Annotated in this window: 26 protein-coding genes and 1 pseudogene; 20 read left to right on the top strand and 7 right to left on the bottom strand. The window is 51.9% G+C overall.

Annotated elements, in window-relative coordinates; genetic code table 11:
- The first annotated feature begins 96 nt into the window (after positions 1 to 96).
- Positions 97 to 1,134 (top strand): tRNA/rRNA methyltransferase, encoded by a 1,038-nt coding sequence (locus ACJHYO_RS16915; RefSeq protein ID WP_021511957.1) that lies wholly within the window; start codon positions 97 to 99, stop codon positions 1,132 to 1,134.
- A 47-nt stretch (positions 1,135 to 1,181) separates the two neighbouring features.
- Here ACJHYO_RS16915 and ung read toward each other — a convergent pair whose 3' ends face one another.
- Positions 1,182 to 1,871 carry a uracil-DNA glycosylase gene (gene ung / locus ACJHYO_RS16910; RefSeq protein WP_001262723.1) on the bottom strand — a complete coding sequence of 230 codons (690 nt, stop codon included), beginning with the start codon at positions 1,869 to 1,871 and terminating at the stop codon, positions 1,182 to 1,184.
- A 304-nt stretch (positions 1,872 to 2,175) separates the two neighbouring features.
- On the opposite strand from ung, the gene grcA reads away from it, so the two are divergent.
- Positions 2,176 to 2,559 (top strand): autonomous glycyl radical cofactor GrcA, encoded by a 384-nt coding sequence (grcA, locus tag ACJHYO_RS16905; protein WP_000627804.1) that lies wholly within the window; start codon positions 2,176 to 2,178, stop codon positions 2,557 to 2,559.
- Between the two features lie 55 nt (positions 2,560 to 2,614).
- Here grcA and eamB read toward each other — a convergent pair whose 3' ends face one another.
- Complete coding sequence (gene eamB / locus ACJHYO_RS16900; RefSeq protein WP_000189209.1) at positions 2,615 to 3,202, bottom strand: cysteine/O-acetylserine transporter; 588 nt, start codon at positions 3,200 to 3,202, stop codon at positions 2,615 to 2,617.
- 102 nt (positions 3,203 to 3,304) lie between these two features.
- Between eamB and ACJHYO_RS16895 the strand changes: the two are divergent.
- Positions 3,305 to 4,186 (top strand): annotated as a pseudogene (locus ACJHYO_RS16895) (LysR family transcriptional regulator).
- Between the two features lie 32 nt (positions 4,187 to 4,218).
- Here ACJHYO_RS16895 and srmB read toward each other — a convergent pair.
- Positions 4,219 to 5,553: an ATP-dependent RNA helicase SrmB gene (srmB, locus tag ACJHYO_RS16890; RefSeq protein ID WP_000219193.1), complete on the bottom strand. Its 1,335-nt coding sequence runs from the start codon at positions 5,551 to 5,553 to the stop codon at positions 4,219 to 4,221.
- Between the two features lie 131 nt (positions 5,554 to 5,684).
- On the opposite strand from srmB, the gene trmN reads away from it, so the two are divergent.
- The gene (trmN, locus tag ACJHYO_RS16885) at positions 5,685 to 6,422 is read left to right on the top strand and encodes a tRNA(1)(Val) (adenine(37)-N(6))-methyltransferase TrmN (RefSeq protein WP_000083664.1); all 738 of its coding nucleotides are present in this window, start codon (positions 5,685 to 5,687) and stop codon (positions 6,420 to 6,422) included.
- On the opposite strand, the gene nadB is transcribed toward trmN, so the two are convergent.
- Positions 6,407 to 8,029, bottom strand: a complete 1,623-nt coding sequence (gene nadB / locus ACJHYO_RS16880) for an L-aspartate oxidase (RefSeq protein ID WP_001094468.1) — start codon at positions 8,027 to 8,029, stop codon at positions 6,407 to 6,409. The genes trmN and nadB overlap by 16 nt on opposite strands.
- A 255-nt stretch (positions 8,030 to 8,284) precedes the next feature.
- Between nadB and rseD the strand changes: the two genes are divergently transcribed.
- The 13 genes from rseD (at position 8,285) to shoB (ending at position 18,332) form a co-directional block, all read left to right on the top strand.
- Positions 8,285 to 8,440: a rpoE leader peptide RseD gene (gene rseD / locus ACJHYO_RS16875; protein ID WP_001303621.1), complete on the top strand. Its 156-nt coding sequence runs from the start codon at positions 8,285 to 8,287 to the stop codon at positions 8,438 to 8,440.
- On the top strand, positions 8,437 to 9,012 hold the full coding sequence (gene rpoE, locus ACJHYO_RS16870; protein ID WP_001295364.1) for an RNA polymerase sigma factor RpoE: 576 nt from the start codon (positions 8,437 to 8,439) through the stop codon (positions 9,010 to 9,012). The genes rseD and rpoE overlap by 4 nt, the downstream gene beginning before the upstream one ends.
- 32 nt (positions 9,013 to 9,044) lie before the next feature.
- Positions 9,045 to 9,695 (top strand): anti-sigma-E factor RseA, encoded by a 651-nt coding sequence (gene rseA, locus ACJHYO_RS16865; RefSeq protein WP_001168459.1) that lies wholly within the window; start codon positions 9,045 to 9,047, stop codon positions 9,693 to 9,695.
- On the top strand, positions 9,695 to 10,651 hold the full coding sequence (rseB, locus tag ACJHYO_RS16860; RefSeq protein WP_000812041.1) for a sigma-E factor regulatory protein RseB: 957 nt from the start codon (positions 9,695 to 9,697) through the stop codon (positions 10,649 to 10,651). Before rseA ends, rseB begins: the two co-directional genes overlap by 1 nt.
- Positions 10,648 to 11,127, top strand: coding sequence for a SoxR-reducing system protein RseC (rseC, locus tag ACJHYO_RS16855; RefSeq protein ID WP_000589057.1), 480 nt, complete (start codon positions 10,648 to 10,650; stop codon positions 11,125 to 11,127). The genes rseB and rseC overlap by 4 nt, the downstream gene beginning before the upstream one ends.
- Before the next feature lie 197 nt (positions 11,128 to 11,324).
- Positions 11,325 to 13,124, top strand: a complete 1,800-nt coding sequence (lepA, locus tag ACJHYO_RS16850) for a translation elongation factor 4 (protein ID WP_000790169.1) — start codon at positions 11,325 to 11,327, stop codon at positions 13,122 to 13,124.
- Positions 13,125 to 13,139: 15 nt separating this feature from the next.
- Positions 13,140 to 14,114: a signal peptidase I gene (gene lepB / locus ACJHYO_RS16845; RefSeq protein WP_000002542.1), complete on the top strand. Its 975-nt coding sequence runs from the start codon at positions 13,140 to 13,142 to the stop codon at positions 14,112 to 14,114.
- A gap of 271 nt (positions 14,115 to 14,385) precedes the next feature.
- Entirely contained in the window at positions 14,386 to 15,066 is a 681-nt protein-coding gene (rnc, locus tag ACJHYO_RS16840; protein ID WP_001068343.1) for a ribonuclease III, read from the top strand.
- Positions 15,063 to 15,968 carry a GTPase Era gene (era, locus tag ACJHYO_RS16835; protein ID WP_024223950.1) on the top strand — a complete coding sequence of 302 codons (906 nt, stop codon included), beginning with the start codon at positions 15,063 to 15,065 and terminating at the stop codon, positions 15,966 to 15,968. Before rnc ends, era begins: the two co-directional genes overlap by 4 nt.
- 11 nt (positions 15,969 to 15,979) lie before the next feature.
- Positions 15,980 to 16,708, top strand: a complete 729-nt coding sequence (recO, locus tag ACJHYO_RS16830) for a DNA repair protein RecO (RefSeq protein WP_000399393.1) — start codon at positions 15,980 to 15,982, stop codon at positions 16,706 to 16,708.
- An 11-nt stretch (positions 16,709 to 16,719) separates the two neighbouring features.
- On the top strand, positions 16,720 to 17,451 hold the full coding sequence (pdxJ, locus tag ACJHYO_RS16825; protein WP_001445525.1) for a pyridoxine 5'-phosphate synthase: 732 nt from the start codon (positions 16,720 to 16,722) through the stop codon (positions 17,449 to 17,451).
- Positions 17,451 to 17,831, top strand: a complete 381-nt coding sequence (acpS, locus tag ACJHYO_RS16820) for a holo-ACP synthase (RefSeq protein WP_000986038.1) — start codon at positions 17,451 to 17,453, stop codon at positions 17,829 to 17,831. Before pdxJ ends, acpS begins: the two co-directional genes overlap by 1 nt.
- 420 nt (positions 17,832 to 18,251) lie before the next feature.
- Entirely contained in the window at positions 18,252 to 18,332 is an 81-nt protein-coding gene (gene shoB, locus ACJHYO_RS16815) for a type I toxin-antitoxin system toxin ShoB (RefSeq protein ID WP_000128777.1), read from the top strand.
- Positions 18,333 to 18,525: 193 nt separating this feature from the next.
- Here the strand turns inward: shoB and yfhL are convergent, their stop codons facing one another.
- Both yfhL and ACJHYO_RS16805 read right to left on the bottom strand, forming a co-directional pair.
- Positions 18,526 to 18,786: a 4Fe-4S dicluster ferredoxin YfhL gene (yfhL, locus tag ACJHYO_RS16810; protein ID WP_001196297.1), complete on the bottom strand. Its 261-nt coding sequence runs from the start codon at positions 18,784 to 18,786 to the stop codon at positions 18,526 to 18,528.
- A gap of 55 nt (positions 18,787 to 18,841) precedes the next feature.
- Positions 18,842 to 19,690: a MurR/RpiR family transcriptional regulator gene (locus ACJHYO_RS16805; protein ID WP_001298401.1), complete on the bottom strand. Its 849-nt coding sequence runs from the start codon at positions 19,688 to 19,690 to the stop codon at positions 18,842 to 18,844.
- Positions 19,691 to 19,898: 208 nt separating this feature from the next.
- Between ACJHYO_RS16805 and yfhb the strand changes: the two genes are divergently transcribed.
- Together yfhb and tadA are read left to right on the top strand one after the other, a co-directional pair.
- Positions 19,899 to 20,534 carry a phosphatidylglycerophosphatase C gene (yfhb, locus tag ACJHYO_RS16800; protein ID WP_000190644.1) on the top strand — a complete coding sequence of 212 codons (636 nt, stop codon included), beginning with the start codon at positions 19,899 to 19,901 and terminating at the stop codon, positions 20,532 to 20,534.
- Positions 20,535 to 20,591: 57 nt separating this feature from the next.
- Positions 20,592 to 21,095 carry a tRNA adenosine(34) deaminase TadA gene (gene tadA, locus ACJHYO_RS16795; RefSeq protein ID WP_001301544.1) on the top strand — a complete coding sequence of 168 codons (504 nt, stop codon included), beginning with the start codon at positions 20,592 to 20,594 and terminating at the stop codon, positions 21,093 to 21,095.
- Here the strand turns inward: tadA and mltF are convergent.
- Positions 21,092 to 22,648, bottom strand: a complete 1,557-nt coding sequence (mltF, locus tag ACJHYO_RS16790) for a membrane-bound lytic murein transglycosylase MltF (protein ID WP_000734194.1) — start codon at positions 22,646 to 22,648, stop codon at positions 21,092 to 21,094. The genes tadA and mltF overlap by 4 nt on opposite strands.
- 257 nt (positions 22,649 to 22,905) lie before the next feature.
- Between mltF and purL the strand changes: the two genes are divergently transcribed.
- Positions 22,906 to 26,793, top strand: a complete 3,888-nt coding sequence (purL, locus tag ACJHYO_RS16785; RefSeq protein ID WP_085455473.1) for a phosphoribosylformylglycinamidine synthase — start codon at positions 22,906 to 22,908, stop codon at positions 26,791 to 26,793.
- The last annotated feature ends 148 nt before the right edge of the window (positions 26,794 to 26,941 follow it).

The raw sequence follows: 26,941 nt of genomic DNA, 5'->3' as shown, positions 1-26,941 counted from the left end.
TGGGTATGATAGACACAGGCTTTGGAACGAAATCATGGCGAACCGCGCGGACTTCGGGTAATCTGCGCGCTTCGCGCAGCGCTGGTGGAGAAAAGCATGAACGATGAAATGAAAGGTAAAAGCGGCAAGGTCAAAGTGATGTATGTCCGCAGTGATGATGATTCTGATAAACGTACCCACAACCCGCGTACCGGGAAAGGGGGCGGGCGTCCAGGAAAATCTCGTGCTGACGGTGGCCGTCGCCCCGCCCGCGATGACAAACAGAGTCAGCACCGTGACCGCAAGTGGGAAGATTCGCCGTGGCGCACGGTTTCCCGCGCGCCGGGTGATGAGACGCCGGAAAAGGCCGATCACGGTGGCATCAGTGGTAAAAGTTTTATTGATCCGGAAGTTTTGCGTCGTCAGCGTGCGGAAGAAACCCGCGTCTACGGCGAAAACGCCTGTCAGGCACTGTTCCAGAGCCGTCCGGAAGCGATTGTTCGCGCCTGGTTTATCCAGAGCGTAACGCCACGTTTTAAAGAAGCCTTGCGCTGGATGGCGGCAAACCGCAAAGCGTACCATGTGGTGGATGAAGCGGAACTGACAAAAGCGTCAGGCACGGAACATCACGGCGGCGTTTGCTTCCTGATCAAAAAGCGTAACGGTACAACCGTGCAGCAGTGGGTAAGCCAGGCAGGCGCGCAGGATTGTGTACTGGCCCTGGAAAACGAATCTAACCCGCATAACCTGGGCGGCATGATGCGTAGCTGTGCGCACTTCGGCGTGAAAGGTGTTGTGGTGCAGGATGCAGCACTGCTGGAGTCTGGGGCGGCTATCCGTACCGCAGAAGGCGGCGCAGAGCACGTTCAGCCGATTACTGGCGACAACATTGTTAACGTGCTGGATGATTTCCGTCAGGCGGGTTACACCATAGTGACAACTTCCAGCGAGCAGGGTAAACCGCTGTTCAAAACCAGTCTGCCAGCGAAAATGGTACTGGTGCTGGGTCAGGAATATGAAGGGTTACCGGATGCCGCACGCGATCCGAACGATCTGCGCGTGAAGATTGATGGTACTGGCAACGTTGCCGGGCTGAATATCTCTGTCGCAACCGGCGTTCTTCTTGGCGAATGGTGGCGTCAGAATAAAGCCTGATAAATCAGCCGGGTGGCAACTCTGCCATCCGGCATTTTCCCGCAAATTTACTCACTCTCTGCCGGTAATACTGGCATCCAGTCAATCGGCGTCTCGCCACGTTGTTCCAGCCACTGATTTGCCAGCACAAAATGGTTGCAGCCAAAGAATCCACGATGCGCCGAAAGCGGCGACGGATGCGGTGCTTTCAGTACATGATGGCGTTGCTTATCTATAATCGCCCCTTTCTTTTGCGCATGTGATCCCCACAACAAAAACACCACGCCTTCGCGATGCTGATTTATGAGGCTGATGACTTTATCAGTAAACGTCTCCCAGCCGAGGCTGGCGTGGGAATGCGCCTGACCAGCGCGAACCGTCAAGACAGTATTGAGCAGCAGAACACCCTGACGCGCCCAGCTTTCAAGGTAACCATGATTAGGGCGGGTGAAACCGGGAATAGTATTTTCCAGCTCTTTATACATATTCAGCAGTGACGGTGGTGTCGCAATGCCGGGGCGAACGGAAAATGCCAGACCATGCGCCTGTCCTGGTCCGTGATAAGGATCCTGACCGAGAATCACCACTTTAACGTCACCCAACTCCGTAAAGCGGAACGCGTTAAAGACATCTTTTTGTGGTGGATAGATAGTGACGCCGGACTGCCGCTCGCTGGCGACGGTCTGAAGGGTATTAAGAAAATAGGGTTGCTGCTTCTCTTCAGCCAGCACATCATGCCAGGTTAATTCGTTAGCCATCCCGCTCTCCTGCGAATCTTTAATCCGCCTAGCTTAACTGCTTCTTTCTACAGAACAAAATCATGCTCATTTTATAGACAAAAAGACATGCAAAAAAATGTAAATTGGTAAAATTTCACATCTGCATAAGTTGATGTAAAACAATAAAATCCATTTGTGACCACACTTGATATATGGTTTTTATTGATTTAAATCAAAGAATCAAGGGTGTTTGAGGAGTATATATACACTCAAGCAACAATGGTTTTACCAATTGGCCGCGACAGGCTGAACAAATCAAATAATTTTGCCGGGGAGGCATCACATGATTACAGGTATCCAGATTACTAAAGCCGCTAACGACGATCTGCTGAACTCTTTCTGGTTGCTGGACAGCGAAAAAGGCGAAGCGCGTTGCATCGTTGCGAAAGCAGGTTTTGCAGAAGACGAAGTGGTTGCAGTAAGCAAACTGGGTGACATTGAATACCGTGAAGTTCCAGTAGAAGTGAAACCAGAAGTTCGCGTTGAAGGTGGTCAACACCTGAACGTTAACGTTCTGCGTCGTGAAACTCTGGAAGATGCAGTTAAGCATCCGGAAAAATATCCGCAGCTGACCATCCGTGTATCCGGTTATGCAGTTCGCTTTAACTCTCTGACTCCGGAACAGCAGCGCGACGTTATCGCTCGTACCTTTACTGAAAGCCTGTAAGGCTTAAGTAGCAAGTTACTAAGCGGAAGAGGGCGACCTCTTCCGCTTTTTTTCGTTAATAGAAAATGCGTACCGCGCAATAGACCAGCAACAGGGCAAGCACGATATTTAACTGGCGACCATACTGGCGAAACAATCGCTGAAACAGATGCCCCGCCAGCGCCCAGCACACATTGCCAAACGTCCCAATCATCGCCAGCAAAACGCTGACGCCAACTACCCAGCTTAGCGCCTGTGTTTGCGGCAGAACAAACGTCGACAGTGCCGTAACACCGTACAAAATGATTTTGACGTTCACAAACTGCAAAGCAAAGCTGGCCCAAAAACTGATTGGTTTTGTCTGAAGTCCGTCTTCCTTTGTTGGGCTGGTGGCGATTTTCCACGCCAGCCAGACAATATATGCCGCCCCCGCCCAACTCAAAAGGTGTACCGCTGCCGGGTCAATCACTGCCAGTGAAAATGAAATGCCCGCACACAGTAACATCACAATCAAAAATCCCAGACTCATCCCTGCCAGCACACGGGTACTTTGACGAAATCCATGCGACGTAGCAGAGCTAAGGGCGAGAATATTGTTCGGTCCTGGCGTCATGGCGGTAATCAGGGTGTAAGTCCAAAAAGCACTTAAAAGGGTCGGTGTCACTTGTTATCTCCTCTGTTTTGGTAGACAGTACCCGACACGGAACATTTAAAAAAATGAATGTTTTTACATTCTAAATTCGATATTTTCGATAGGTTTGGGGTTATGGATCTGCGCCGTTTTATTACACTTAAAACCGTGGTGGAAGAGGGTTCCTTTTTGCGAGCTTCGCAAAAATTGTGCTGCACACAATCGACGGTGACTTTTCATATTCAGCAGCTTGAGCAGGAGTTCTCGGTACAATTGTTTGAGAAAATTGGTCGACGAATGTGCCTTACCCGCGAAGGAAAAAAGCTGCTGCCGCATATCTATGAACTTACCCGAGTGATGGATACGCTTCGTGAGGCTGCTAAAAAAGAGTCGGATCCGGACGGGGAACTACGCGTTATTTCAGGCGAAACATTGCTCTCTTATCGAATGCCGCAGGTGTTGCAGCGTTTTCGGCAACGCGCTCCAAAATGCGTTTATCGTTGCAGTCGCTGAACTGTTACGTGATCCGTGATGCGCTACTGAATGATGAGGCCGATGTCGGGGTTTTTTATCGCGTAGGGAATGATGATGCTCTGAACCGACGAGAGTTGGGTGAAGCCACCGCTGGCGCTGGTGGCTTCACCGCAAATTGCAGATGTCGATTTTACTGAGCCGGGAAGACATAACGCCTGTAGCTTTATTATCAACGAACCACAATGTGTCTTCCGGCAGATATTTGAGAGCACGCTGCGCCAGCGGCGGATCACGGTGGAAAACACCATTGAGCTTATAAGTATCGAAAGCATCAAGCGTTGTGTCGCGGCAAATATCGGAGTCAGTTACCTGCCGCGTTTTGCGGTGGTAAAAGAGTTGGAGTGCGGAGAATTAATTGAATTGCCTTTTGGCGAACAGTCGCAGACCATTACGGCAATGTGCGCTCACCATGCCGGAAAAGCGGTTAGCCCGGCGATGCACACTTTTATTCAGTGTGTTGAAGAGTGTTTTTTGCCGGGATAAAAACAATGCCGGGCTTAAACCCGGCATTGAGATTACTCTTCTGTCGTTTGCGGTGGCACGCCCGTTCCGCTTGGTTTACGGCGCTTACCAATATTTTTGGTGTCGCGATGGCGTTTTTTCACCCGCGGCTTCTCTTTCTCTTTAGCTTTTTTCTTCTCGGCGCGTTTTGCCAGTACTTTCTTCGATGGCTTGCCGGTCTGCTTCTCGCTTGGCGCACGCGTTTTCGGGCGTAACTCGTCAATTACGCGAGCTTTAATTGGCTCTTCAATATAGCGACCAACTTTGCCCAGCAGCAGATGGTCATGGGCTTCCACCAGCGAAATCGCGGTGCCTTTACGACCGGCGCGCGCGGTACGTCCGATACGGTGCAAATAAGTATCGCCACTGCGCGGCATATCGAAGTTAAAGACGTGGCTGACGTCAGGAATGTCGATACCGCGCGCGGCAACATCGGTAGCAACCAGTACGTTTACGCGGCCTTCGGTCAAGCGTTTAATCGCTTCGTTACGCTTGCCTTGTACCATCTCACCTTCGAGATAGCAGTTGTTGATGCCTGCTTCGCGCAGCCAGTTTGCCAGCTCATGCACACGCTCACGCTTACGCACAAACACAATTGAGCGGGTCGCTTCCGGCTGTTTTAACAGATGCACCAGCAACGCGGTTTTATGCTCAAGATCATCGGCGCGGTAATACCACTGATGAATTTTTTTGCGCTCACGGGTGGACGGATTGGCAGAAACTTCCACCGGATCTTCCAACAGACGCTCGGCAAAGTCCTGAATCGCATCGCCTTCCAGCGTTGCCGAAAAGAGCAGGGTCTGTTTACGCCAGCGCGTTTCGCCAGCAATATGTTCGATATCCTGGGCGAAGCCCATATCCAGCATACGGTCTGCTTCGTCGAGGATCAGCGTTTCAACCGCGCGGCAATCGAAGTTCTCTTCTTTTATGTATTGCAGCAGACGTCCGGTCGTGGCGACCACAATGTCCTGGTTTTCGCTGAACACTTCTGCGTGGTTCATATAGGCCACGCCGCCGGTGATGGTGGCAATATCCAGATGCGTATGTTTCGCCAGTTCGCGGGCATGATCGGCCACCTGCATCGCCAGTTCGCGAGTCGGGGTGAGGATCAAAATACGCGGCGGACCGGATTTCTTACGTGGGAAATCGAGCAGGTGCTGCAACGCTGGCAGCAGATACGCCGCCGTTTTACCGGTGCCTGTCGGCGCAGAACCGAGTACATCACGGCCATCGAGCGCAGGCGGAATGGCGGCAGCCTGAATGGCGGTCGGGCGAGTGAAACCTTTATCCTGGAGGGCTTCCAGCAGGCTTTCGTCGAGTTCAAGTTCGGAAAAAGTCGTTACAGTCATGTTCTACCTCTGTGTGGGGCGCTGATTATAGACGTTACGGCTGCAATCTTCATCTGTTTGTATGGATATCGCTTCTCGGGTATTGTTCTCACCCGGTGCTATCGCCGTTTTTCCTGCAAGGTTTTATTTTCATGTCACAGTCTACATCCGTGTTTCGTCGTAATGGATTTACTTTTAAACAGTTTTTTGTTGCTCACGATCGCTGTGCGATGAAAGTGGGAACGGATGGCATTTTGCTGGGCGCATGGGCACCTGTGGCTGGGGTAAAACGTTGCCTTGATATCGGCGCGGGTAGCGGGTTGTTGGCATTAATGCTGGCGCAGCGAACAGATGACAGCGTGATGATTGATGCAGTTGAACTGGAAAGTGAAGCTGCCGCGCAAGCGCAGGAAAATATCAACCAGTCCCCGTGGGCAGAGCGGATTAACGTCCATACGGCGGATATTCTGCAGTGGATCACACAGCAGACAGTACGCTTCGATTTAATCATCAGCAACCCACCTTACTATCAGCAGGGAGTAGAGTGCGCGACACCTCAACGGGAACAGGCTCGCTATACCACTACGCTTGATCACCCATCGTTGCTGACTTGTGCGGCGGAGTGCATTACCGAAGAGGGATTTTTCTGCGTGGTGCTGCCAGAGCAGATTGGTAATGGTTTTACTGAACTGGCATTAAGTATGGGCTGGCATTTACGTTTGCGGACGGATGTGGCGGAAAACGAAGCGCGACTGCCGCATCGGGTGCTGCTGGCATTCTCCCCGCAGGCGGGAGAATGCTTTAGCGATCGCTTAGTCATTCGTGGGCCAGACCAGAACTATTCCGAAGCGTATACGGCGCTGACCCAGGCTTTTTATCTGTTTATGTAATGATTGCCGGGAGAAAGGATCGATGGACCGGAATGCGTGAGCAGTTCCGGATAATCCAGCGTGAAATGCAACCCCCGACTCTCCTTGCGCATCATCGCACAGCGAACAATCAACTCGGCAACCTGTACCAGATTACGCAGCTCCAGCAAATTATTTGAGACGCGGAAATGGGCGTAATATTCGTCTATTTCTTGTTGGAGCATGGTTATCCGCCGCAGGGCGCGTTCCAGGCGCTTCGTTGTGCGCACAATGCCAACGTAATCCCACATAAACAGACGTAGCTCGTGCCAGTTATGTTGAATCACCACCCGTTCGTCAGGGTTCTCAACACGGCTTTCATCCCACGGCGGTAACGTACTGACGTCGTGGGCATAAGGCATACGCCTGGTAATATCCTCCGCCGCTGACCAGCCGTAAACCAGACACTCCAGTAATGAATTCGAGGCCATGCGGTTAGCGCCGTGTAAGCCGGTATAACTCACTTCGCCAATGGCGTACAAACCTTCGACGTCCGTACGCCCATGATCATCCACCATTACACCACCGCAGGTATAGTGTGCAGCAGGCACAATCGGCACAGGGCCTTTCGTGAGATCAATCCCCAGTCCCAATAACTTTTCATAAATCATCGGGAAATGCTGGCGAATAAAATCGGCGGGCTTATGGCTGATGTCGAGGAACATACAATCCGCGCCGAGGCGTTTCATTTCATGGTCAATCGCGCGGGCGACAATATCGCGCGGGGCCAGTTCGCCGCGCTCATCAAAATCGGGCATAAAACGCGTGCCATCCGGGCGCTTGAGATAAGCGCCTTCGCCGCGCAGTGCTTCTGTTAACAGGAAATTGCGTGCCTGTGGGTGATACAGCGCGGTAGGGTGGAACTGATTAAATTCGAGATTGGCAACCCGGCAGCCTGCGCGCCACGCCATAGCAATGCCATCGCCAGAAGAAATATCCGGATTGGTGGTGTACTGATAAACCTTCGACGCACCGCCGGTTGCCAGTACCACTGCTTTTGCGTGGCAGGTTTCCACCGTTTCTTTATTTCGGTTCCATACCCACGCGCCAACAACCCGTCGCGTGCCCGGCAGGCCAATTTTGTCAGAAACAATCAGATCAACCGCGTTGCTGCGCTCCAGCACGCGAATATTCGGATGGTTCAGCGCCTTGCTCACCAGCGTGGTTTCTACTTCTCTACCGGTGGCGTCGGCGGCATGAAGAATTCGACGGTGACTATGTCCACCTTCACGGGTCAGATGGTAGCTTTCTGCGCCATTCGGTTGAATGTGGGTATCAAACAACACCCCCTGGTCGATTAGCCATTGCACACAGGATCGTGCATTGCTGGCGACAAATTCAACTGCATGACGATCGCAAATACCAGCCCCGGCAATCAATGTGTCTTCCACATGCGAGTCAATGCTGTCAGTCTCATCAAACACGGCGGCTATACCGCCCTGGGCATAAAATGTTGAACCTTCCGTTACCGGGCCTTTACTTAGAACGATGACCTGATGCTGGTCAGCCAGGCGTAGCGCCAGTGAAAGTCCAGCTGCGCCGCTACCGATAATCAACACGTCACATGAATGTTCAGGGAGAGTATTCATTTTCTTTGTTTAATTTACTAAACATGGTTTGGTCAGCATAGCATCATGTTGTGCGGATAAACACCTGCTATTTTAATATTTGTTACAGTTGCTAAACACGCTGACGCAGGGCGGCGAGAAAAAGAGAAGTTACTGGCTGGTGGAGGATTAGGTGGTGAAATAAAAAGGCCGTTGGGTTACTCTTCAGGCAGTTAAATGGGCATTTCTACACAGATAATGCGATGTTCAGATTCTGTAGACTTATAATGATAGATAATGATCCGTCTACAGCATGACAAACAAAAACAGATGCGTTACGGAACTTTACAAAAACGAGACACTCTAACCCTTTGCTTGCTCAAATTGCAGCTAATGGAGTGGCGTTTCGATAGCGCGTGGAAATTTGGTTTGGGGAGACTTTACCTCGGATGAGCGAGCAGTTAACGGACCAGGTCCTGGTTGAACGGGTCCAGAAGGGAGATCAGAAAGCCTTTAACTTACTGGTAGTGCGCTATCAGCATAAAGTGGCGAGTCTGGTTTCCCGCTATGTGCCGTCGGGTGATGTTCCCGATGTGGTACAAGAAGCTTTTATTAAAGCCTATCGTGCGCTGGATTCGTTCCGGGGAGATAGCGCTTTTTATACATGGCTGTATCGGATTGCTGTAAATACAGCGAAAAATTACTTGGTTGCTCAGGGGCGTCGTCCACCTTCCAGTGATGTGGATGCCATTGAAGCTGAAAACTTCGAAAGTGGCGGCGCGTTGAAAGAAATTTCGAACCCTGAGAACTTAATGTTGTCAGAAGAACTGAGACAGATAGTTTTCCGAACTATTGAGTCCCTCCCGGAAGATTTACGCATGGCAATAACCTTGCGGGAGCTGGATGGCCTGAGCTATGAAGAGATAGCCGCTATCATGGATTGTCCGGTAGGTACGGTGCGTTCACGTATCTTCCGAGCGAGGGAAGCTATTGATAACAAAGTTCAACCGCTTATCAGGCGTTGACGATAGCGGGATACTGGATAAGGGTATTAGGCATGCAGAAAGAACAACTTTCCGCTTTAATGGATGGCGAAACGCTGGATAGTGAGCTGCTTAACGAACTGGCTCATAACCCAGAAATGCAGAAAACCTGGGAAAGCTATCACTTGATCCGTGACTCAATGCGGGGTGATACTCCCGAGGTGCTCCATTTCGATATCTCTTCACGTGTGATGGCCGCCATTGAAGAAGAGCCAGTACGTCAACCGGCGACATTGATCCCGGAAGCCCAGCCTGCGCCGCATCAATGGCAGAAAATGCCATTCTGGCAGAAAGTACGTCCGTGGGCGGCACAGCTTACCCAAATGGGCGTAGCAGCATGCGTATCGCTTGCAGTTATCGTTGGCGTCCAGCACTATAATGGGCAATCTGAAACGTCCCAGCAGCCCGAAACGCCAGTATTTAATACACTGCCGATGATGGGTAAAGCCAGCCCGGTTAGTCTGGGAGTACCTTCTGAAGCGACCGCAAATAATGGTCAACAGCAGCAGGTACAGGAGCAGCGTCGTCGCATTAATGCAATGTTGCAGGATTACGAACTGCAACGCCGACTCCACTCTGAACAGCTTCAGTTTGAGCAGGCACAAACTCAGCAAGCCGCTGTACAGGTGCCAGGAATTCAAACTTTAGGAACGCAATCGCAGTAATGAAGCAACTTTGGTTTGCCATGTCATTAGTGACAGGTAGCCTGTTATTCTCTGCTAACGCCTCGGCCACTCCCGCGTCCGGGGCGTTATTACAGCAGATGAACCTGGCCAGTCAGTCACTGAATTACGAGCTGTCATTCATCAGCATCAATAAACAGGGTGTTGAGTCTCTGCGTTATCGACATGCACGCCTCGATAACCGTCCTCTTGCACAATTGTTGCAAATGGATGGCCCGCGCCGGGAAGTGGTACAGCGCGGCAATGAAATCAGCTATTTTGAACCGGGACTTGAACCGTTCACGCTTAATGGCGATTACATTGTTGATTCTCTGCCATCGCTCATCTATACCGATTTCAAACGCCTTTCTCCTTACTACGACTTTATCTCCGTCGGGCGCACGCGTATTGCTGATCGTCTTTGCGAAGTCATTCGCGTGGTTGCCCGAGATGGTACACGCTACAGCTACATCGTGTGGATGGACACCGAATCGAAATTACCGATGCGGGTTGATCTCCTTGATCGCGATGGTGAAACGCTGGAACAATTTCGCGTGATTGCTTTTAACGTCAATCAGGATATCGGCAGCAGTATGCAGACGCTGGCGAAGGCAAATTTGCCGCCGTTGCTTTCTGTTCCTGTCGGTGAAAAAGCTAAATTCAGCTGGACGCCAACCTGGCTGCCACAGGGTTTTAGCGAAGTTTCCAGTAGTCGACGTCCGCTACCGACGATGGACAACATGCCTATCGAATCACGTCTCTATTCCGACGGATTATTCAGCTTCTCGGTAAACGTTAACCGCGCTACGCCATCGAGCACCGATCAGATGTTGCGCACCGGACGCAGAACCGTCAGTACAAGCGTACGTGATAACGCCGAAATCACCATTGTTGGTGAACTGCCGCCGCAAACGGCGAAACGCATTGCCGAGAATATTAAGTTCGGGACAGCGCAATGATCAAAGAGTGGGCTACCGTCGTCTCCTGGGAAAACGGGCAGGCGCTGGTCAGTTGTGATGTTAAAGCCTCATGCAGCAGCTGCGCTTCACGCGCCGGTTGCGGTAGCCGTGTGTTGAATAAACTTGGCCCGCAAACCACGCATACCATTGTCGTACCCTGTGATGAGCCGCTAGTGCCGGGGCAAAAAGTGGAATTGGGGATCGCCGAAGGCAGCCTTCTTAGCTCCGCATTACTGGTTTATATGTCGCCGCTGGTGGGATTATTCCTCATCGCTTCGCTATTTCAGCTACTCTTTGCTTCTGACGTCGCAGCATTATGTGGTGCGATCCTCGGCGGTATTGGTGGGTTCCTGATTGCGCGCGGCTATTCGCGTAAGTTTGCTGCCCGGGCAGAATGGCAACCGATCATCTTAAGCGTGGCATTGCCGCCTGGCCTTGTGCGATTTGAAACATCTTCGGAAGACGCGAGCCAGTGATTTCACTGGCTTTGTTGCATTTTGCATAACAAATGCGAGGACGTTTCCATATACCACAATCCATACGGTATGAACATTTCCTCGCCTCAATGTTGTAGTGTAGAATGCGGCGTTTCTATTAATACAGACGTTAAGCTCAGAACAGCGACTTCTAAAAGCCTGGTTAACCGGGCATTAAGGCACAATAATCATACTTTATGAAGAATATACGTAACTTTTCGATCATAGCTCACATTGACCACGGTAAATCGACGCTGTCTGACCGTATTATCCAGATCTGCGGTGGCCTGTCTGACCGTGAAATGGAGGCGCAGGTTCTCGATTCCATGGATCTTGAGCGTGAGCGTGGCATTACCATCAAAGCGCAAAGCGTGACGCTGGACTACAAAGCGTCTGATGGCGAAACCTATCAGCTTAACTTTATCGACACCCCGGGCCACGTAGACTTCTCCTATGAGGTTTCCCGTTCGCTGGCTGCCTGTGAAGGCGCACTGCTGGTGGTCGATGCCGGGCAGGGCGTAGAAGCGCAAACCCTGGCAAACTGCTACACCGCCATGGAAATGGATCTCGAAGTGGTGCCGGTACTGAACAAGATTGACCTGCCGGCAGCCGATCCTGAACGCGTGGCGGAAGAAATTGAAGATATCGTCGGCATCGACGCCACCGACGCGGTGCGCTGTTCAGCGAAAACCGGCGTTGGCGTGCAGGACGTTCTCGAACGTCTTGTGCGCGACATTCCGCCGCCGGAAGGCGATCCGGAAGGCCCGTTGCAGGCACTAATTATCGACTCCTGGTTCGACAACTATCTGGGCGTTGTTTCACTTATCCGTATTAAAAACGGCACCCTGCGTAAGGGCGACAAAGTGAAAGTCATGAGCACCGGGCAGACCTATAACGCCGATCGTCTGGGCATCTTCACGCCGAAGCAGGTTGACCGTACTGAACTGAAATGTGGCGAAGTAGGCTGGCTGGTATGTGCGATTAAAGATATCCACGGCGCTCCAGTAGGCGATACCCTAACGTTGGCGCGTAATCCGGCAGAAAAGGCGCTGCCTGGCTTTAAGAAAGTCAAACCGCAGGTATACGCCGGTCTGTTCCCGGTAAGTTCCGACGACTATGAAGCCTTCCGTGACGCGCTGGGTAAACTCAGCCTGAACGATGCCTCACTGTTCTATGAGCCGGAAAGCTCCAGCGCGCTGGGCTTTGGTTTCCGCTGCGGCTTCCTTGGCCTGCTGCACATGGAGATCATCCAGGAACGTCTGGAACGTGAATACGATCTGGATCTGATCACCACTGCGCCGACTGTAGTGTATGAAGTTGAAACCACGTCAAGAGAAGTTATCTACGTCGACAGCCCATCCAAGCTGCCAGCGGTAAATAACATTTACGAACTGCGCGAGCCGATTGCAGAGTGTCACATGCTGCTACCGCAGGCATATCTCGGCAACGTTATTACGCTGTGCGTAGAAAAACGCGGCGTGCAGACCAATATGGTTTACCACGGTAATCAGGTGGCGCTGACGTACGAGATCCCGATGGCGGAAGTGGTGCTCGACTTCTTCGATCGCCTGAAATCTACCTCGCGTGGTTATGCGTCTCTGGATTACAACTTCAAACGCTTCCAGGCGTCCGACATGGTACGTGTAGACGTATTAATCAACGGTGAACGTGTTGATGCGTTGGCGCTGATCACCCACCGTGGTAATTCGCAAAACCGCGGTCGCGAGCTGGTGGAGAAGATGAAAGATCTGATCCCGCGCCAGCAGTTTGATATCGCCATTCAGGCAGCGATTGGTACGCACATCATTGCGCGCTCCACCGTGAAACAGCTGCGTAAAAACGTACTGGCTAAATGTTATGGCGGCGATATCAGTCGTAAGAAAAAGCTGCTGCAGAAGCAGAAAGAAGGTAAGAAACGCATGAAGCAGATCGGTAACGTCGAGCTGCCGCAGGAAGCGTTCCTCGCCATTCTGCACGTCGGCAAAGACAACAAATAACCCTTAGGAGTTGGCATGGCGAATATGTTTGCCCTGATTCTGGTGATTGCCACACTGGTGACGGGCATTTTATGGTGCGTGGATAAATTCTTTTTCGCACCTAAACGGCGGGAACGTCAGGCAGCGGCGCAGGCGGCTGCCGGTGACTCACTGGATAAAGCAACGCTGAAAAAGGTTGCGCCGAAGCCTGGCTGGCTGGAAACCGGTGCTTCTGTTTTTCCGGTACTGGCTATCGTATTGATTGTGCGTTCGTTTATTTATGAACCGTTCCAGATCCCGTCAGGTTCGATGATGCCGACTCTATTAATCGGTGATTTTATTCTGGTAGAGAAGTTTGCTTATGGCATTAAAGATCCTATCTACCAGAAAACGCTGATCGAAACCGGTCATCCGAAACGCGGCGATATCGTGGTCTTTAAATATCCGGAAGATCCAAAGCTTGATTACATCAAGCGCGCGGTGGGTTTGCCGGGCGATAAAGTCACTTATGATCCGGTCTCAAAAGAGCTGACGATTCAACCGGGATGCAGTTCCGGCCAGGCGTGTGAAAACGCGCTACCGGTCACTTACTCCAACGTGGAACCGAGCGATTTCGTTCAGACCTTCTCACGCCGTAATGGTGGGGAAGCGACCAGCGGATTCTTTGAAGTGCCGAAAAACGAAACCAAAGAAAATGGAATTCGTCTTTCCGAGCGTAAAGAGACATTGGGTGATGTGACGCACCGCATTCTGACAGTGCCGATTGCGCAGGACCAGGTGGGGATGTATTACCAGCAGCCAGGGCAACAACTGGCAACCTGGATTGTTCCGCCGGGACAATACTTCATGATGGGCGACAACCGCGACAACAGCGCGGACAGCCGTTACTGGGGTTTTGTGCCTGAAGCGAATCTGGTCGGTCGGGCAACGGCTATCTGGATGAGCTTCGATAAGCAAGAAGGCGAATGGCCGACTGGTGTGCGCTTAAGTCGCATTGGCGGTATCCATTAATAGCCATCTTCGTTCACGTTGTCGCCGTTATGGCGACAACGTGAATTATTTATGAGATAAATCTCCCGTGGCTAACGACATCCCCCGTCGTTGTGTATAGAATATTCCCCCGAAGTTTAAGGTTGGCACCTCCAGGTTGCCACGGCACACGAAACAGCGTTGGTCCCCATATACCGGTAAACTGAAACTGCAGTGAAGCAGTTAGCCGAGCCATGTATATCAGGTCTGTTTCGTGTGCTGAATTGTTGACGCATTTATTTATTGGTATCGCATGAACCCCATCGTAATTAATCGGCTTCAACGGAAGCTGGGCTACACTTTTAATCATCAGGAACTGTTGCAGCAGGCATTAACTCATCGTAGTGCCAGCAGTAAACATAACGAGCGTTTAGAATTTTTAGGTGACTCTATTCTGAGCTACGTTATCGCCAATGCGCTTTATCACCGTTTCCCTCGTGTGGATGAAGGCGATATGAGCCGGATGCGCGCCACGCTGGTCCGTGGTAATACGCTGGCTGAACTGGCGCGCGAATTTGAGTTAGGTGAGTGCTTACGTTTAGGGCCAGGTGAACTTAAAAGCGGTGGATTTCGTCGTGAGTCAATTCTCGCTGACACCGTCGAGGCATTAATTGGTGGCGTATTCCTCGACAGTGATATTCAAACCGTCGAGAAATTAATCCTCAACTGGTATCAAACTCGTCTGGACGAAATTAGCCCAGGCGATAAACAAAAAGATCCGAAAACGCGTCTGCAGGAATATTTGCAGGGTCGCCATCTGCCGCTGCCAACTTATCTGGTAGTCCAGGTACGTGGCGAAGCGCACGATCAGGAATTTACTATCCACTGCCAGGTCAGCGGCCTGAGTGAACCGGTGGTTGGCACAGGTTCAAGCCGTCGTAAGGCTGAGCAGGCTGCCGCCGAACAGGCGTTGAAAAAACTGGAGCTGGAATGAGCATCGATAAAAGTTACTGCGGATTTGTTGCTATCGTCGGACGTCCGAACGTTGGCAAATCCACATTGTTGAACAAACTGCTGGGGCAGAAGATCTCCATCACCTCCCGCAAGGCGCAAACAACTCGTCACCGCATTGTGGGGATCCATACTGAAGGCGCGTATCAGGCGATCTACGTTGATACCCCTGGCCTGCATATGGAAGAAAAACGCGCCATTAACCGCCTGATGAACAAAGCGGCGAGCAGCTCTATCGGCGACGTTGAGCTGGTGATTTTTGTCGTAGAAGGCACCCGCTGGACGCCGGACGATGAAATGGTGCTCAACAAGCTGCGTGATGGCAAAGCGCCGGTAATCCTCGCGGTGAACAAAGTGGACAACGTGCAGGAAAAAGCCGATCTGCTGCCACACTTACAGTTCCTGGCAAGCCAGATGAACTTCCTCGATATCGTGCCGATCTCTGCCGAAACCGGGCTGAATGTCGACACTATCGCGGCAATCGTGCGTAAGCATCTGCCTGAAGCGACCCATCACTTCCCGGAAGATTACATCACCGATCGCTCACAGCGTTTTATGGCGTCTGAAATTATCCGCGAAAAACTGATGCGTTTTCTCGGCGCTGAACTGCCGTACTCCGTGACCGTGGAGATCGAACGTTTCGTCTCTAACGAACGCGGCGGTTATGACATCAACGGTTTGATTCTCGTTGAGCGTGAAGGGCAGAAGAAGATGGTCATTGGCAACAAAGGGGCCAAGATCAAAACCATCGGGATTGAAGCGCGTAAAGACATGCAGGAAATGTTCGAAGCGCCTGTTCACCTTGAGCTGTGGGTAAAAGTGAAATCCGGTTGGGCCGACGACGAACGCGCACTGCGCAGTCTCGGTTACGTTGACGATCTTTAAGAGTAACTCCGATGGAAGGCTGGCAGCGCGCATTTGTCCTGCATAGTCGCCCGTGGAGCGAAACCAGCCTGATGCTGGACGTCTTCACGGAGGAATCGGGTCGCGTGCGTCTGGTTGCCAAAGGCGCACGCTCTAAACGCTCTACTCTGAAAGGGGCATTACAGCCTTTCACCCCTCTCTTGCTACGTTTTGGCGGGCGTGGCGAAGTCAAAACGCTGCGCAGTGCTGAAGCTGTCTCGCTGGCGCTGCCATTAAGCGGTATCACGCTTTACAGCGGTCTGTACATCAACGAACTTCTCTCCCGCGTACTGGAATACGAGACGCGCTTCTCTGAACTCTTTTTCGATTACTTGCACTGCATTCAGTCACTTGCAGGTGCCACTGGTACGCCAGAACCCGCGCTGCGCCGCTTTGAACTGGCACTGCTCGGGCATCTGGGCTATGGCGTCAATTTTACCCATTGTGCGGGTAGCGGCGAGCCGGTAGATGACACCATGACGTATCGTTATCGCGAAGAAAAAGGGTTTATCGCAAGCGTCGTTATCGACAATAAAACGTTCACCGGAAGGCAGTTAAAAGCGTTAAACGCGCGGGAATTTCCTGACGCAGACACACTGCGCGCCGCGAAACGCTTTACCCGCATGGCGCTTAAGCCGTATCTTGGCGGTAAACCATTAAAGAGCAGGGAACTGTTCCGGCAGTTTATGCCTAAGCGAACGGTGAAAACACATTATGAATGATGAGGATTGTCATGGCTGAATTACTGTTAGGCGTCAACATTGACCATATTGCAACGCTGCGTAACGCACGCGGTACTGCTTACCCGGATCCGGTGCAGGCGGCGTTTATTGCTGAGCAGGCGGGAGCGGACGGCATTACCGTGCATTTACGTGAAGATCGCCGCCACATTACTGACCGTGATGTGCGCATCCTGCGTCAGACGCTGGATACCCGCATGAATCTGGAGATGGCGGTGACCGAAGAGATGCTGGCGATCGCTGTTGAGACGAAGCCACATTTTTGCTGCCTGGTACCGGAAAAGCGTCAGGAAGTCACAACCGAAGGCGGCCTGGACGTCGCAGGGCAGCGTGACAAAATGCGCGATGCCTGCAAACGTCTGGCGGAGGCCGGGATCCTGGTTTCTCTGTTTATCGACGCCGATGAAGATCAGATCAAAGCTGCGGCAGAGGTTGGCGCACCGTTTATCGAGATCCACACCGGTTGCTATGCTGATGCCAAAACTGACGCCGAACAGGCGCAAGAGTTGGCGCGTATCGCCAAAGCCGCGACCTTTGCCACTAGTCTCGGTCTGAAAGTTAACGCCGGACACGGTCTGACCTATCACAACGTGAAAGCCATTGCCGCCATCCCTGAGATGCATGAACTGAATATCGGTCATGCCATTATTGGTCGTGCAGTGATGACCGGACTGAAAGATGCGGTGGCAGAAATGAAGCGTCTGATGCTGGAAGCGCGTGGCTAATGGCAATATTAGGTTTAGGTACGGATATCGTAGAGATCGCTCGCATAGAAGCGGTGATCGCCCGGTCCGGTGAGCGCCTGGCACGCCGCGTATTAAGCGATAACGAATGGGAAATCTGGAAAACGCACCACCAGCCAGTGCGTTTTCTGGCGAAGCGTTTTGCTGTGAAAGAAGCGGCGGCAAAAGCATTTGGCACAGGGATCCGCAATGGTCTGGCGTTTAATCAGTTTGAAGTATTCAATGATGAGCTCGGCAAACCACGGCTACGGCTATGGGGTGAGGCATTAAAACTGGCGGAAAAGCTCGGCGTTGTAAATATGCATGTAACGCTTGCCGATGAGCGCCACTATGCTTGTGCCACGGTAATTATTGAAAGTTAAAATAATACCGTTCTCTTTATAAAGTAAAACCCCCGAACTGGTAAGGAACGGGGGTTTTACTTTTTAACTTTAATTTTGTGCAGCACACGATTCCAACGAAAATGATTATGGATCAATTTCGTTGACCTGTACAAGCAACTTGCAATCTCTGACATAAAAAACGCGAGCCTTTACGAAGAAATCGACATTGATGAAAAGATTAACGTGACCGCTTTTTGATAAGTACATTAAAATCGGTTTCGTTATTGGCAATTTTGCTGTGCTTTACACCATGCCACTGAATTCCCCCATTGAAACGAGTGGTGTCGTCAAAGCTCTGGTGTGGAGTGCAGCACTCGATTCCAATAACTCGCACGTTCAGTTTTGGGGAGATGTAAGGGCTAATCTGAACGGCTGCATTCCTTGTTTAAGGAAAAACGAATGACTGATTGCCGATACCTGATTAAACGGGTCATCAAAATCATCATTGCTGTTTTACAGCTGCTCCTTTTGTTCTTATAACACAAGGAAACGTACTTAAGGTGCGTCCGGTGAACCAATCGGACGCGCCTTTAATAACTATAAATAAGTGTCTGGGCAGATACTATATAAATTAACTTAGTGAATGATTATGCTAATGTCATCATTTAAATAAATATAATAGCGTTAATATTTTTCTATAAAATAATTAACACTCTACTTCCAGAGCAGAATATTAAATTTTATCCGCGTGGTGCATCAGCACAAATTTATCCCACAACTGTTCTTCCGTCTCGACATGTTGCGGATCTTTCACAATAGTATTGGGGATCGGACACACCTTCTGGCAGGTTGGTGTCTCGTAGTGCCCTACGCATTCGGTACACTTATCGCTGTTAATCTCGTAGATATGTTCACCCATCGAAATCGCCTCATTCGGGCATTCGGGTTCACACATATCACAATTGATGCATTTTTTAGTGATTAACAGCGCCATAAGGAAACTCTCAAAACAACACAAACCGGGCGGGCATTATACGCGCATTCTTTACTCAGACCAGTTTTTTCACCAGCGCTTCGCTATGACGAATACGTTCTGGTGCCAGTTCCAGATCCTGCTGAATCAGCGCAATGAACAGCAAATCCGTTAACATTCCCTGCGCGTGACAAGCAGAGATTGAAGCACTGTTTGTCGCTTGTTCTTCGGCAATGGTATACAGGCAATGAGAAGCACGCTGTTGCAGGGCATTGGGAGTAAAGCCGGTAATAGCCAGCACTTTTCCGCCCACTCGCAGCATCTCATCTGCCGCCAGGTTTAACTCGCGTCGTACACCGGTGTAGGAAATGGCTAATAACAGATCGTCAGGGGACGACGCCTGTACTGTAGCGAGTAGCGCATGCATATCGCGCACTGCGGCAGCATTGAAGCCAATCTTCATCAGCTTCCAGGCAAAGTTTTGCGCCACCAGACCCGAAGCGCCAATACCGGTCAGAATTATCCGCCGCGCAGAGCGCAACATTGTTACGCATTCATGCAGTTTCTCTTCAGTATTAACGTTTAGCGTTGCGTACATAGCGGCAGTATTTTCTTTAATCAGTTTTTCGCCGACCAGCCGTAACGGATCATCACCGCGGATTTGGTTATGAATGGGCACGGAGGGAGATTCCGGCTGGCTTGCCAGCGCTTCACTCAACGCCAACTTTAGTGCCGGAAAACCTTTATAGCCGAGTTTTTGCGCGAACTTCACGACGCTGGACTGACTGACTCCGGCTTCGTTGGCCAGTTGCTGAGAGCTTAAATGGCGCGCCGTATCAGGTTGTAGCAGCAGATAATCCGCCAGTTTTTTATCACTCTGGGCAAGCCCCTGGTAACGCTGACGGATACGAAGTAAGCCGTTCATATCTTTCCTCGCGATGAAATAATGGCGACAACAGGCAATATGAGACACACGCGAGTGAATTTTATATTCCATTGCCGCTAATTGCCATGAATTAAAAATTCCAGTTAGCCATGATGCGGTCGATTGTTGCCGGAAAAGTGATGATCTATCTGTTAGGCTATGTAGTAGCGAAAATTAATCAGGATGTTTCAGTCCAGAGGAGTATGGTTTGGCAACTCACGAGCGTCGTGTGGTGTTTTTTGACTTAGATGGAACATTGCATCAGCAGGATATGTTCGGCAGTTTTTTGCGTTATTTACTGCGTCGCCAACCGCTGAATGCGTTACTTGTTCTGCCGTTGTTGCCGATCATAGCCATTGCGTTATTGATAAAAGGTCGTGCGGCACGCTGGCCGATGAGTCTGCTTCTGTGGGGATGCACTTTTGGTCACAATGAAGCGCGTTTGCAGGCGTTGCAGGCCGATTTCGTACGCTGGTTTCGTGACAATGTTACCGCCTTTCCGCTGGTTCAGGAGCGATTAACCACCTACCTGTTAAGTTCCGATGCTGATATCTGGTTGATTACCGGCTCTCCGCAGCCGCTGGTTGAAGCGGTTTATTTCGATACGCCCTGGCTGCCGCGGGTTAATCTTATCGCCAGTCAGATTCAGCGTGGCTATGGTGGTTGGGTATTGACGATGCGTTGTCTGGGACATGAAAAGGTCGCGCAACTGGAGCGCAAAATCGGCACGCCGCTGCGGCTGTACAGTGGCTATAGCGACAGTAATCAGGACAACCCGCTGCTTTATTTCTGTCAGCATCGTTGGCGAGTAACTCCGCGCGGTGAACTCCAGCAACTGGAATAGAGTAAAGCATAGCGTCCGTGTATAATGCGCCGCGCTTTTATAACCGGAGTTTTCTTTTTGTCTGAAGTCGAATTTAGCCACGAATACTGGATGCGTCATGCAATGACGCTGGCGAAGCGTGCCTGGGATGAGCGGGAAGTACCGGTCGGCGCGGTATTAGTGCATAACAATCGTGTTATTGGCGAAGGCTGGAACCGTCCGATTGGTCGACATGATCCCACCGCACATGCAGAAATCATGGCCCTACGGCAGGGCGGTCTGGTGATGCAAAATTATCGTCTGATCGACGCCACGTTGTATGTCACGCTTGAACCCTGTGTAATGTGTGCCGGAGCGATGATCCACAGTCGCATTGGTCGCGTGGTCTTTGGTGCGCGTGACGCGAAAACTGGCGCTGCGGGATCTTTAATGGATGTGCTACATCATCCGGGTATGAATCACCGGGTGGAAATTACGGAAGGAATACTGGCGGATGAGTGCGCGGCGTTGCTCAGTGACTTCTTTCGCATGCGCCGCCAGGAAATTAAAGCGCAGAAAAAAGCCCAATCCTCGACAGATTAATTTTGTTTCTCTTCACTCCCTTTTCTGGAAAACAGCAGAGAGGGAGTGTGGGTCAAATAGTTTGATGACGACTGGGAAAGAAACGAGAGAAAAGGAAATTTCTCTTTGCCCAGCTCCGTAGGCGATACCGCCGGATAATCCTGCGCCAGTTGCATCGCCGCTTCTGTAGCCTGCTTCTCTTTCTCCTGCAGATAACCCACCAGGCTAATCTGATATTTACGAATATTTTCGACATAAGCGTAGGCTTCATGCCCACGAGCGTAGCCGTAAGTCAGCTTGCTGTAATAGGGTTTCTGGCTAAGTAAAGGCAGACGCTGTTTTACGTCAGCCCAACTGTCAGGATTACCTTTGGTTTTTGCCGTCAGGGCGCGGGCATCCAGCATATGCGCATAGCCCATATTGTACGCGGCGAGGGCAAACCAGATCCGTTCGTTCTCCGGCACACTTTCCGGCACTTTACTCATCATATCCTGCAAATAACGCACGCCGCCGCTGATGCTCTGTTCGGCATCGGTACGATCCGTAATGCCGAGGCTTTGCGCGGTGTTTTTGGTTAACATCATCATGCCGCGCACACCCGTCGGTGAAGTGGCCTGAGCATCCCAGTGCGATTCCTGATAAGCAATAGCGGCCAGCAAACGCCAGTCAATTTCTTCGGCGTATTTCTCAAACAGGGGCTTTAACTGCGGCAGTACCGCATCGACGGCGCGTAAAAATGTGCGCGTATCGACGTAATCAAAATCATCGCCATGCCCCAGGTATTTCTCTTCAATGCGTGCCAGTGTACCGTCTTCATTCATTTCGTTGAAGAAGTCGAGCAGGGCGGCGGAAAGGGTATTATCGCCATCTAACGGGCTAAACCAGGTCACCGGTTGTTCATCGGTGATATCGAGCGCTACGGCGAGTTCCGGGTGAACGCGCTGAAACAGGCTGATGGCGACAGAATCAGCAATGGTGTAATCGAGTTTTCCTTCGATGACATCTTCCATTAATTCCGCAGAGCCTTTTTTGTCGTCTACCTTCCAGCTTAATTCCGGGAATTTTGTGTCTTTCAGGGTCTGGAGATCGTTAACCACCACATGACCCGGTGCAACGGTGAGTTGCTCCGCCGTCAGGTTGCCCAGCGTACGTGGGCGATACTGACCCACTTTATAAACCAGTTGTTGTGACACGGAATAATAGGTAGGGCCAGGCTGATAATTTTTTACCCGCTCACTGTTATAGACCAGGCCTGCCGCCAGCAGGTCGGCGTTACCATTATCGAGGTCGTCAAACAGCTGGCTGATATTCTGCCGCACGGTCACTTTCAGTTTTACACCGAGGTAATCGGCAAACTGTTTCGCCAGTTCGTAATCCAGGCCAAAAGGTTTCCCGTTGATTTCGTTATAAGTCAGGGGAGTATGAATGGTGCTCACACGCAACTCTCCCCGCGCTTGAATGGCGGCGATACGGTTGTCGGCTTTACCAAACCAGGGAATGGATGGCCAGAGAGCGACCGCGAGCAGCAGTGCCAGAATGCCGATGAACAGATAATTAATCTTTAATTTTTTCAATTAGTTAATTCTCTGTGTCGTGCGCGTCCCAGCTTGAAAAAACGTAATAATAGTGAAAGGTTTACTCATAAATGAGCGGCATTTTGCGTAAACCTGCGCCAGATGGCAACTTATTACAGCCATTGGCGGCACGCGTTGCTAATTCACGATGGTGATTTTATTTCCACGCAAACGGTTTCGTCAGCGCATCAGATTCTTTATAATGACGCCCGTTTCCCCCCCTTGGGTACACCGAAAGCTTAGAAGACGAGAGACTTATGATGGAAATTCTGCGTGGTTCGCCTGCATTGTCGGCATTCCGAATCAACAAACTGCTGGCACGTTTTCAGGCTGCCAGGCTCCCGGTTCACACTATTTACGCCGAGTATGTCCATTTTGCTGACCTCAATGCGCCGTTAAACGATGATGAGCACGCACAACTTGAACGTCTGCTGAAATATGGCCCGGCACTCGCCAGCGACGCCCCGCAAGGCAAACTCCTGCTGGTGACCCCGCGTCCTGGCACCATCTCTCCCTGGTCTTCGAAGGCGACCGATATCGCCCATAATTGCGGTCTACAACAGGTAAACCGCCTTGAGCGCGGCGTGGCTTACTATATAGAAGCCGGTACGCTGACCAATGAACAATGGCAGCAGCTGACCGCTGAACTGCACGACCGCATGATGGAAACGGTCTTTTTTGCTTTAGATGATGCAGAGCAGTTGTTTGCACACCATCAACCGACTCCGGTCACCAGCGTAGATTTGCTGGGGCAGGGCCGTCAGGCGCTAATCGACGCTAACCTGCGTCTTGGCCTGGCACTGGCGGAAGATGAAATTGACTATCTGCAGGATGCGTTCACAAAGCTGGGTCGTAACCCGAACGACATCGAGCTGTATATGTTCGCGCAGGCGAACTCCGAGCACTGCCGTCACAAAATTTTTAACGCCGACTGGATTATCGACGGTGAACAGCAGCCGAAATCGCTGTTCAAGATGATCAAAAACACCTTCGAAACCACGCCAGACCACGTTCTCTCTGCTTATAAAGATAACGCCGCCGTAATGGAAGGTTCTGAAGTGGGTCGCTACTTTGCTGACCACGAAACGGGCCGCTACGATTTCCATCAGGAACCGGCGCATATTCTGATGAAAGTTGAAACCCACAACCACCCGACGGCGATTTCTCCGTGGCCGGGCGCGGCGACCGGTTCCGGCGGTGAAATCCGCGATGAAGGTGCCACCGGGCGTGGCGCAAAGCCGAAAGCCGGTCTGGTTGGTTTCTCCGTATCCAACTTGCGTATTCCGGGCTTTGAACAGCCGTGGGAAGAAGATTTCGGTAAGCCTGAGCGCATTGTCACCGCGCTGGACATCATGACCGAAGGCCCGCTGGGCGGCGCGGCGTTTAACAACGAATTTGGTCGCCCGGCACTGAACGGCTACTTCCGTACTTATGAAGAAAAAGTGAACAGCCACAATGGCGAAGAGCTGCGCGGTTATCACAAACCGATCATGCTGGCGGGTGGGATCGGCAACATTCGCGCCGATCACGTACAAAAAGGCGAGATCAACGTTGGTGCGAAGCTGGTCGTTCTCGGCGGCCCGGCAATGAACATCGGTCTTGGCGGCGGCGCGGCGTCTTCCATGGCATCTGGTCAGTCTGATGCCGACCTCGACTTTGCTTCCGTACAGCGCGACAACCCGGAGATGGAGCGTCGCTGCCAGGAAGTGATCGACCGTTGCTGGCAGCTTGGTGATGCCAACCCAATCCTGTTTATCCACGACGTTGGCGCAGGCGGTCTTTCTAACGCCATGCCGGAACTGGTGAGCGACGGCGGGCGCGGCGGTAAATTCGAACTGCGCGATATCCTGAGCGACGAACCGGGCATGAGCCCGCTGGAAATCTGGTGTAACGAATCCCAGGAACGCTACGTGCTGGCGGTTGCTGCCGATCAGTTACCGCTGTTTGACGAACTGTGTAAGCGTGAACGAGCACCCTACGCGGTGATTGGCGAGGCCACCGAAGAATTACATCTTTCTCTGCACGATCGTCATTTTGATAATCAACCCATCGATCTGCCGCTGGACGTGCTACTCGGCAAAACGCCGAAGATGACTCGCGATGTACAAACGCTGAAAGCGAAAGGCGACGCGCTGGCCCGTGAAGGGATCGCCATCGCTGACGCGGTGAAACGCGTGCTGCATCTGCCGACCGTGGCGGAGAAAACTTTCCTGGTGACCATCGGTGACCGCAGCGTAACCGGCATGGTAGCGCGCGATCAGATGGTGGGGCCGTGGCAGGTGCCGGTCGCTAACTGTGCGGTCACTACCGCCAGCCTCGACAGCTACTATGGCGAAGCGATGGCAATTGGCGAACGTGCGCCAGTTGCGCTGCTGGATTTCGCCGCTTCTGCCCGTCTGGCGGTCGGTGAAGCGTTAACCAACATCGCCGCAACGCAGATTGGCGATATCAAACGCATCAAACTTTCCGCCAACTGGATGGCGGCGGCAGGCCACCCTGGTGAAGATGCAGGCCTGTATGAAGCCGTTAAAGCCGTGGGTGAAGAACTTTGTCCGGCGCTGGGTCTGACGATCCCGGTGGGTAAAGACTCTATGTCGATGAAAACCCGCTGGCAGGAAGGTAACGAAGAGCGCGAAATGACGTCGCCGCTGTCGCTGGTGATTTCCGCATTTGCCCGCGTGGAAGATGTACGTCACACCATTACGCCGCAGCTTTCTACCGAAGATAACGCACTGTTGCTGATTGATTTGGGCAAAGGCAATAACGCGCTGGGCGCAACGGCGCTGGCGCAGGTTTATCGTCAGCTTGGCGACAAACCGGCAGATGTACGCGATGTTGCCCAACTGAAAGGCTTCTATGACGCGATTCAGGCGCTGGTTGCACAGCGTAAGCTGCTGGCGTATCACGACCGCTCTGATGGCGGCCTGCTGGTAACGCTGGCGGAAATGGCCTTTGCTGGTCATTGTGGCATTGACGCGGATATCGCCACTCTGGGTGACGATCGCCTGGCTGCATTGTTTAGCGAAGAACTGGGTGCGGTGATTCAGGTTCGAGCCGCTGACCGTGAAGCCGTTGAAGCGGTACTGGCACAGCATGGGCTTGCTGATTGCGTCCATTATGTTGGGCAGGCGGTTTCCGGTGACCGTTTTGTGATTACCGCCAACGGGCAGACTGTATTTAGCGAAAGCCGCACCACGTTGCGTGTCTGGTGGGCAGAAACTACCTGGCAGATGCAGCGTCTGCGTGACAACCCGGAGTGTGCTGACCAGGAGCACCAGGCGAAATCAAACGACGCCGATCCGGGCCTGAATGTGAAACTGTCGTTCGATATCAACGAAGATGTGGCAGCACCGTATATTGCCACCGGCACACGTCCGAAAGTTGCCGTATTGCGTGAGCAGGGTGTGAACTCCCATGTTGAAATGGCGGCAGCTTTCCACCGTGCGGGCTTCGATGCTATCGACGTGCATATGAGCGATCTGCTGGCTGGACGCACGGGCCTGGAGGGTTTCCACGCCCTGGTAGCGTGCGGTGGTTTCTCCTACGGTGATGTGCTGGGCGCTGGTGAAGGTTGGGCGAAGTCTATCCTGTTCAATGACCGTGTACGCGATGAGTTTGCAACCTTCTTCCATCGTCCGCAAACGCTGGCGCTGGGGGTATGTAACGGTTGCCAGATGATGTCTAACCTACGCGAACTGATCCCAGGCAGTGAGTTGTGGCCACGTTTTGTGCGTAACACCTCCGATCGCTTTGAAGCGCGTTTCAGCCTGGTAGAAGTGACCCAAAGCCCGTCTCTGCTGTTGCAAGGGATGGTGGGTTCGCATATGCCGATTGCTGTCTCTCACGGCGAAGGGCGCGTGGAAGTGCGCGATGCGGCGCATCTGGCGGCACTGGAAAGCAAAGGGCTGGTGGCACTGCGCTATGTCGATAACTTCGGCAAAGTCACTGAAACCTACCCGGCTAACCCGAACGGTTCTCCGAATGGTATTACGGCGGTCACGACTGAAAGTGGTCGAGTTACCATTATGATGCCGCACCCGGAACGAGTTTTCCGTACCGTCAGCAACTCCTGGCATCCGGAAAACTGGGGCGAGGATGGCCCATGGATGCGCATTTTCCGCAATGCACGTAAGCAGTTGGGGTAAGTCGTCAACCCATTGGTATTGCAGCCCGGATGAGACATTCACGCCGCATCCGGCATTAAGCACCAACCGCTATTATGAGCTCCCAACTTCGGGAGCTTTTTTGTGTCTGTAAATCACGACAATGGGTGGTTTGCCGTGTCGCTTTTTG

Source organism: Escherichia sp. WS1118 (assembly GCF_046487695.1).
GTDB classification, from domain to species: domain Bacteria; phylum Pseudomonadota; class Gammaproteobacteria; order Enterobacterales; family Enterobacteriaceae; genus Escherichia; species Escherichia coli.
This window is presented reverse-complemented; position numbering and strand designations above follow the sequence as displayed.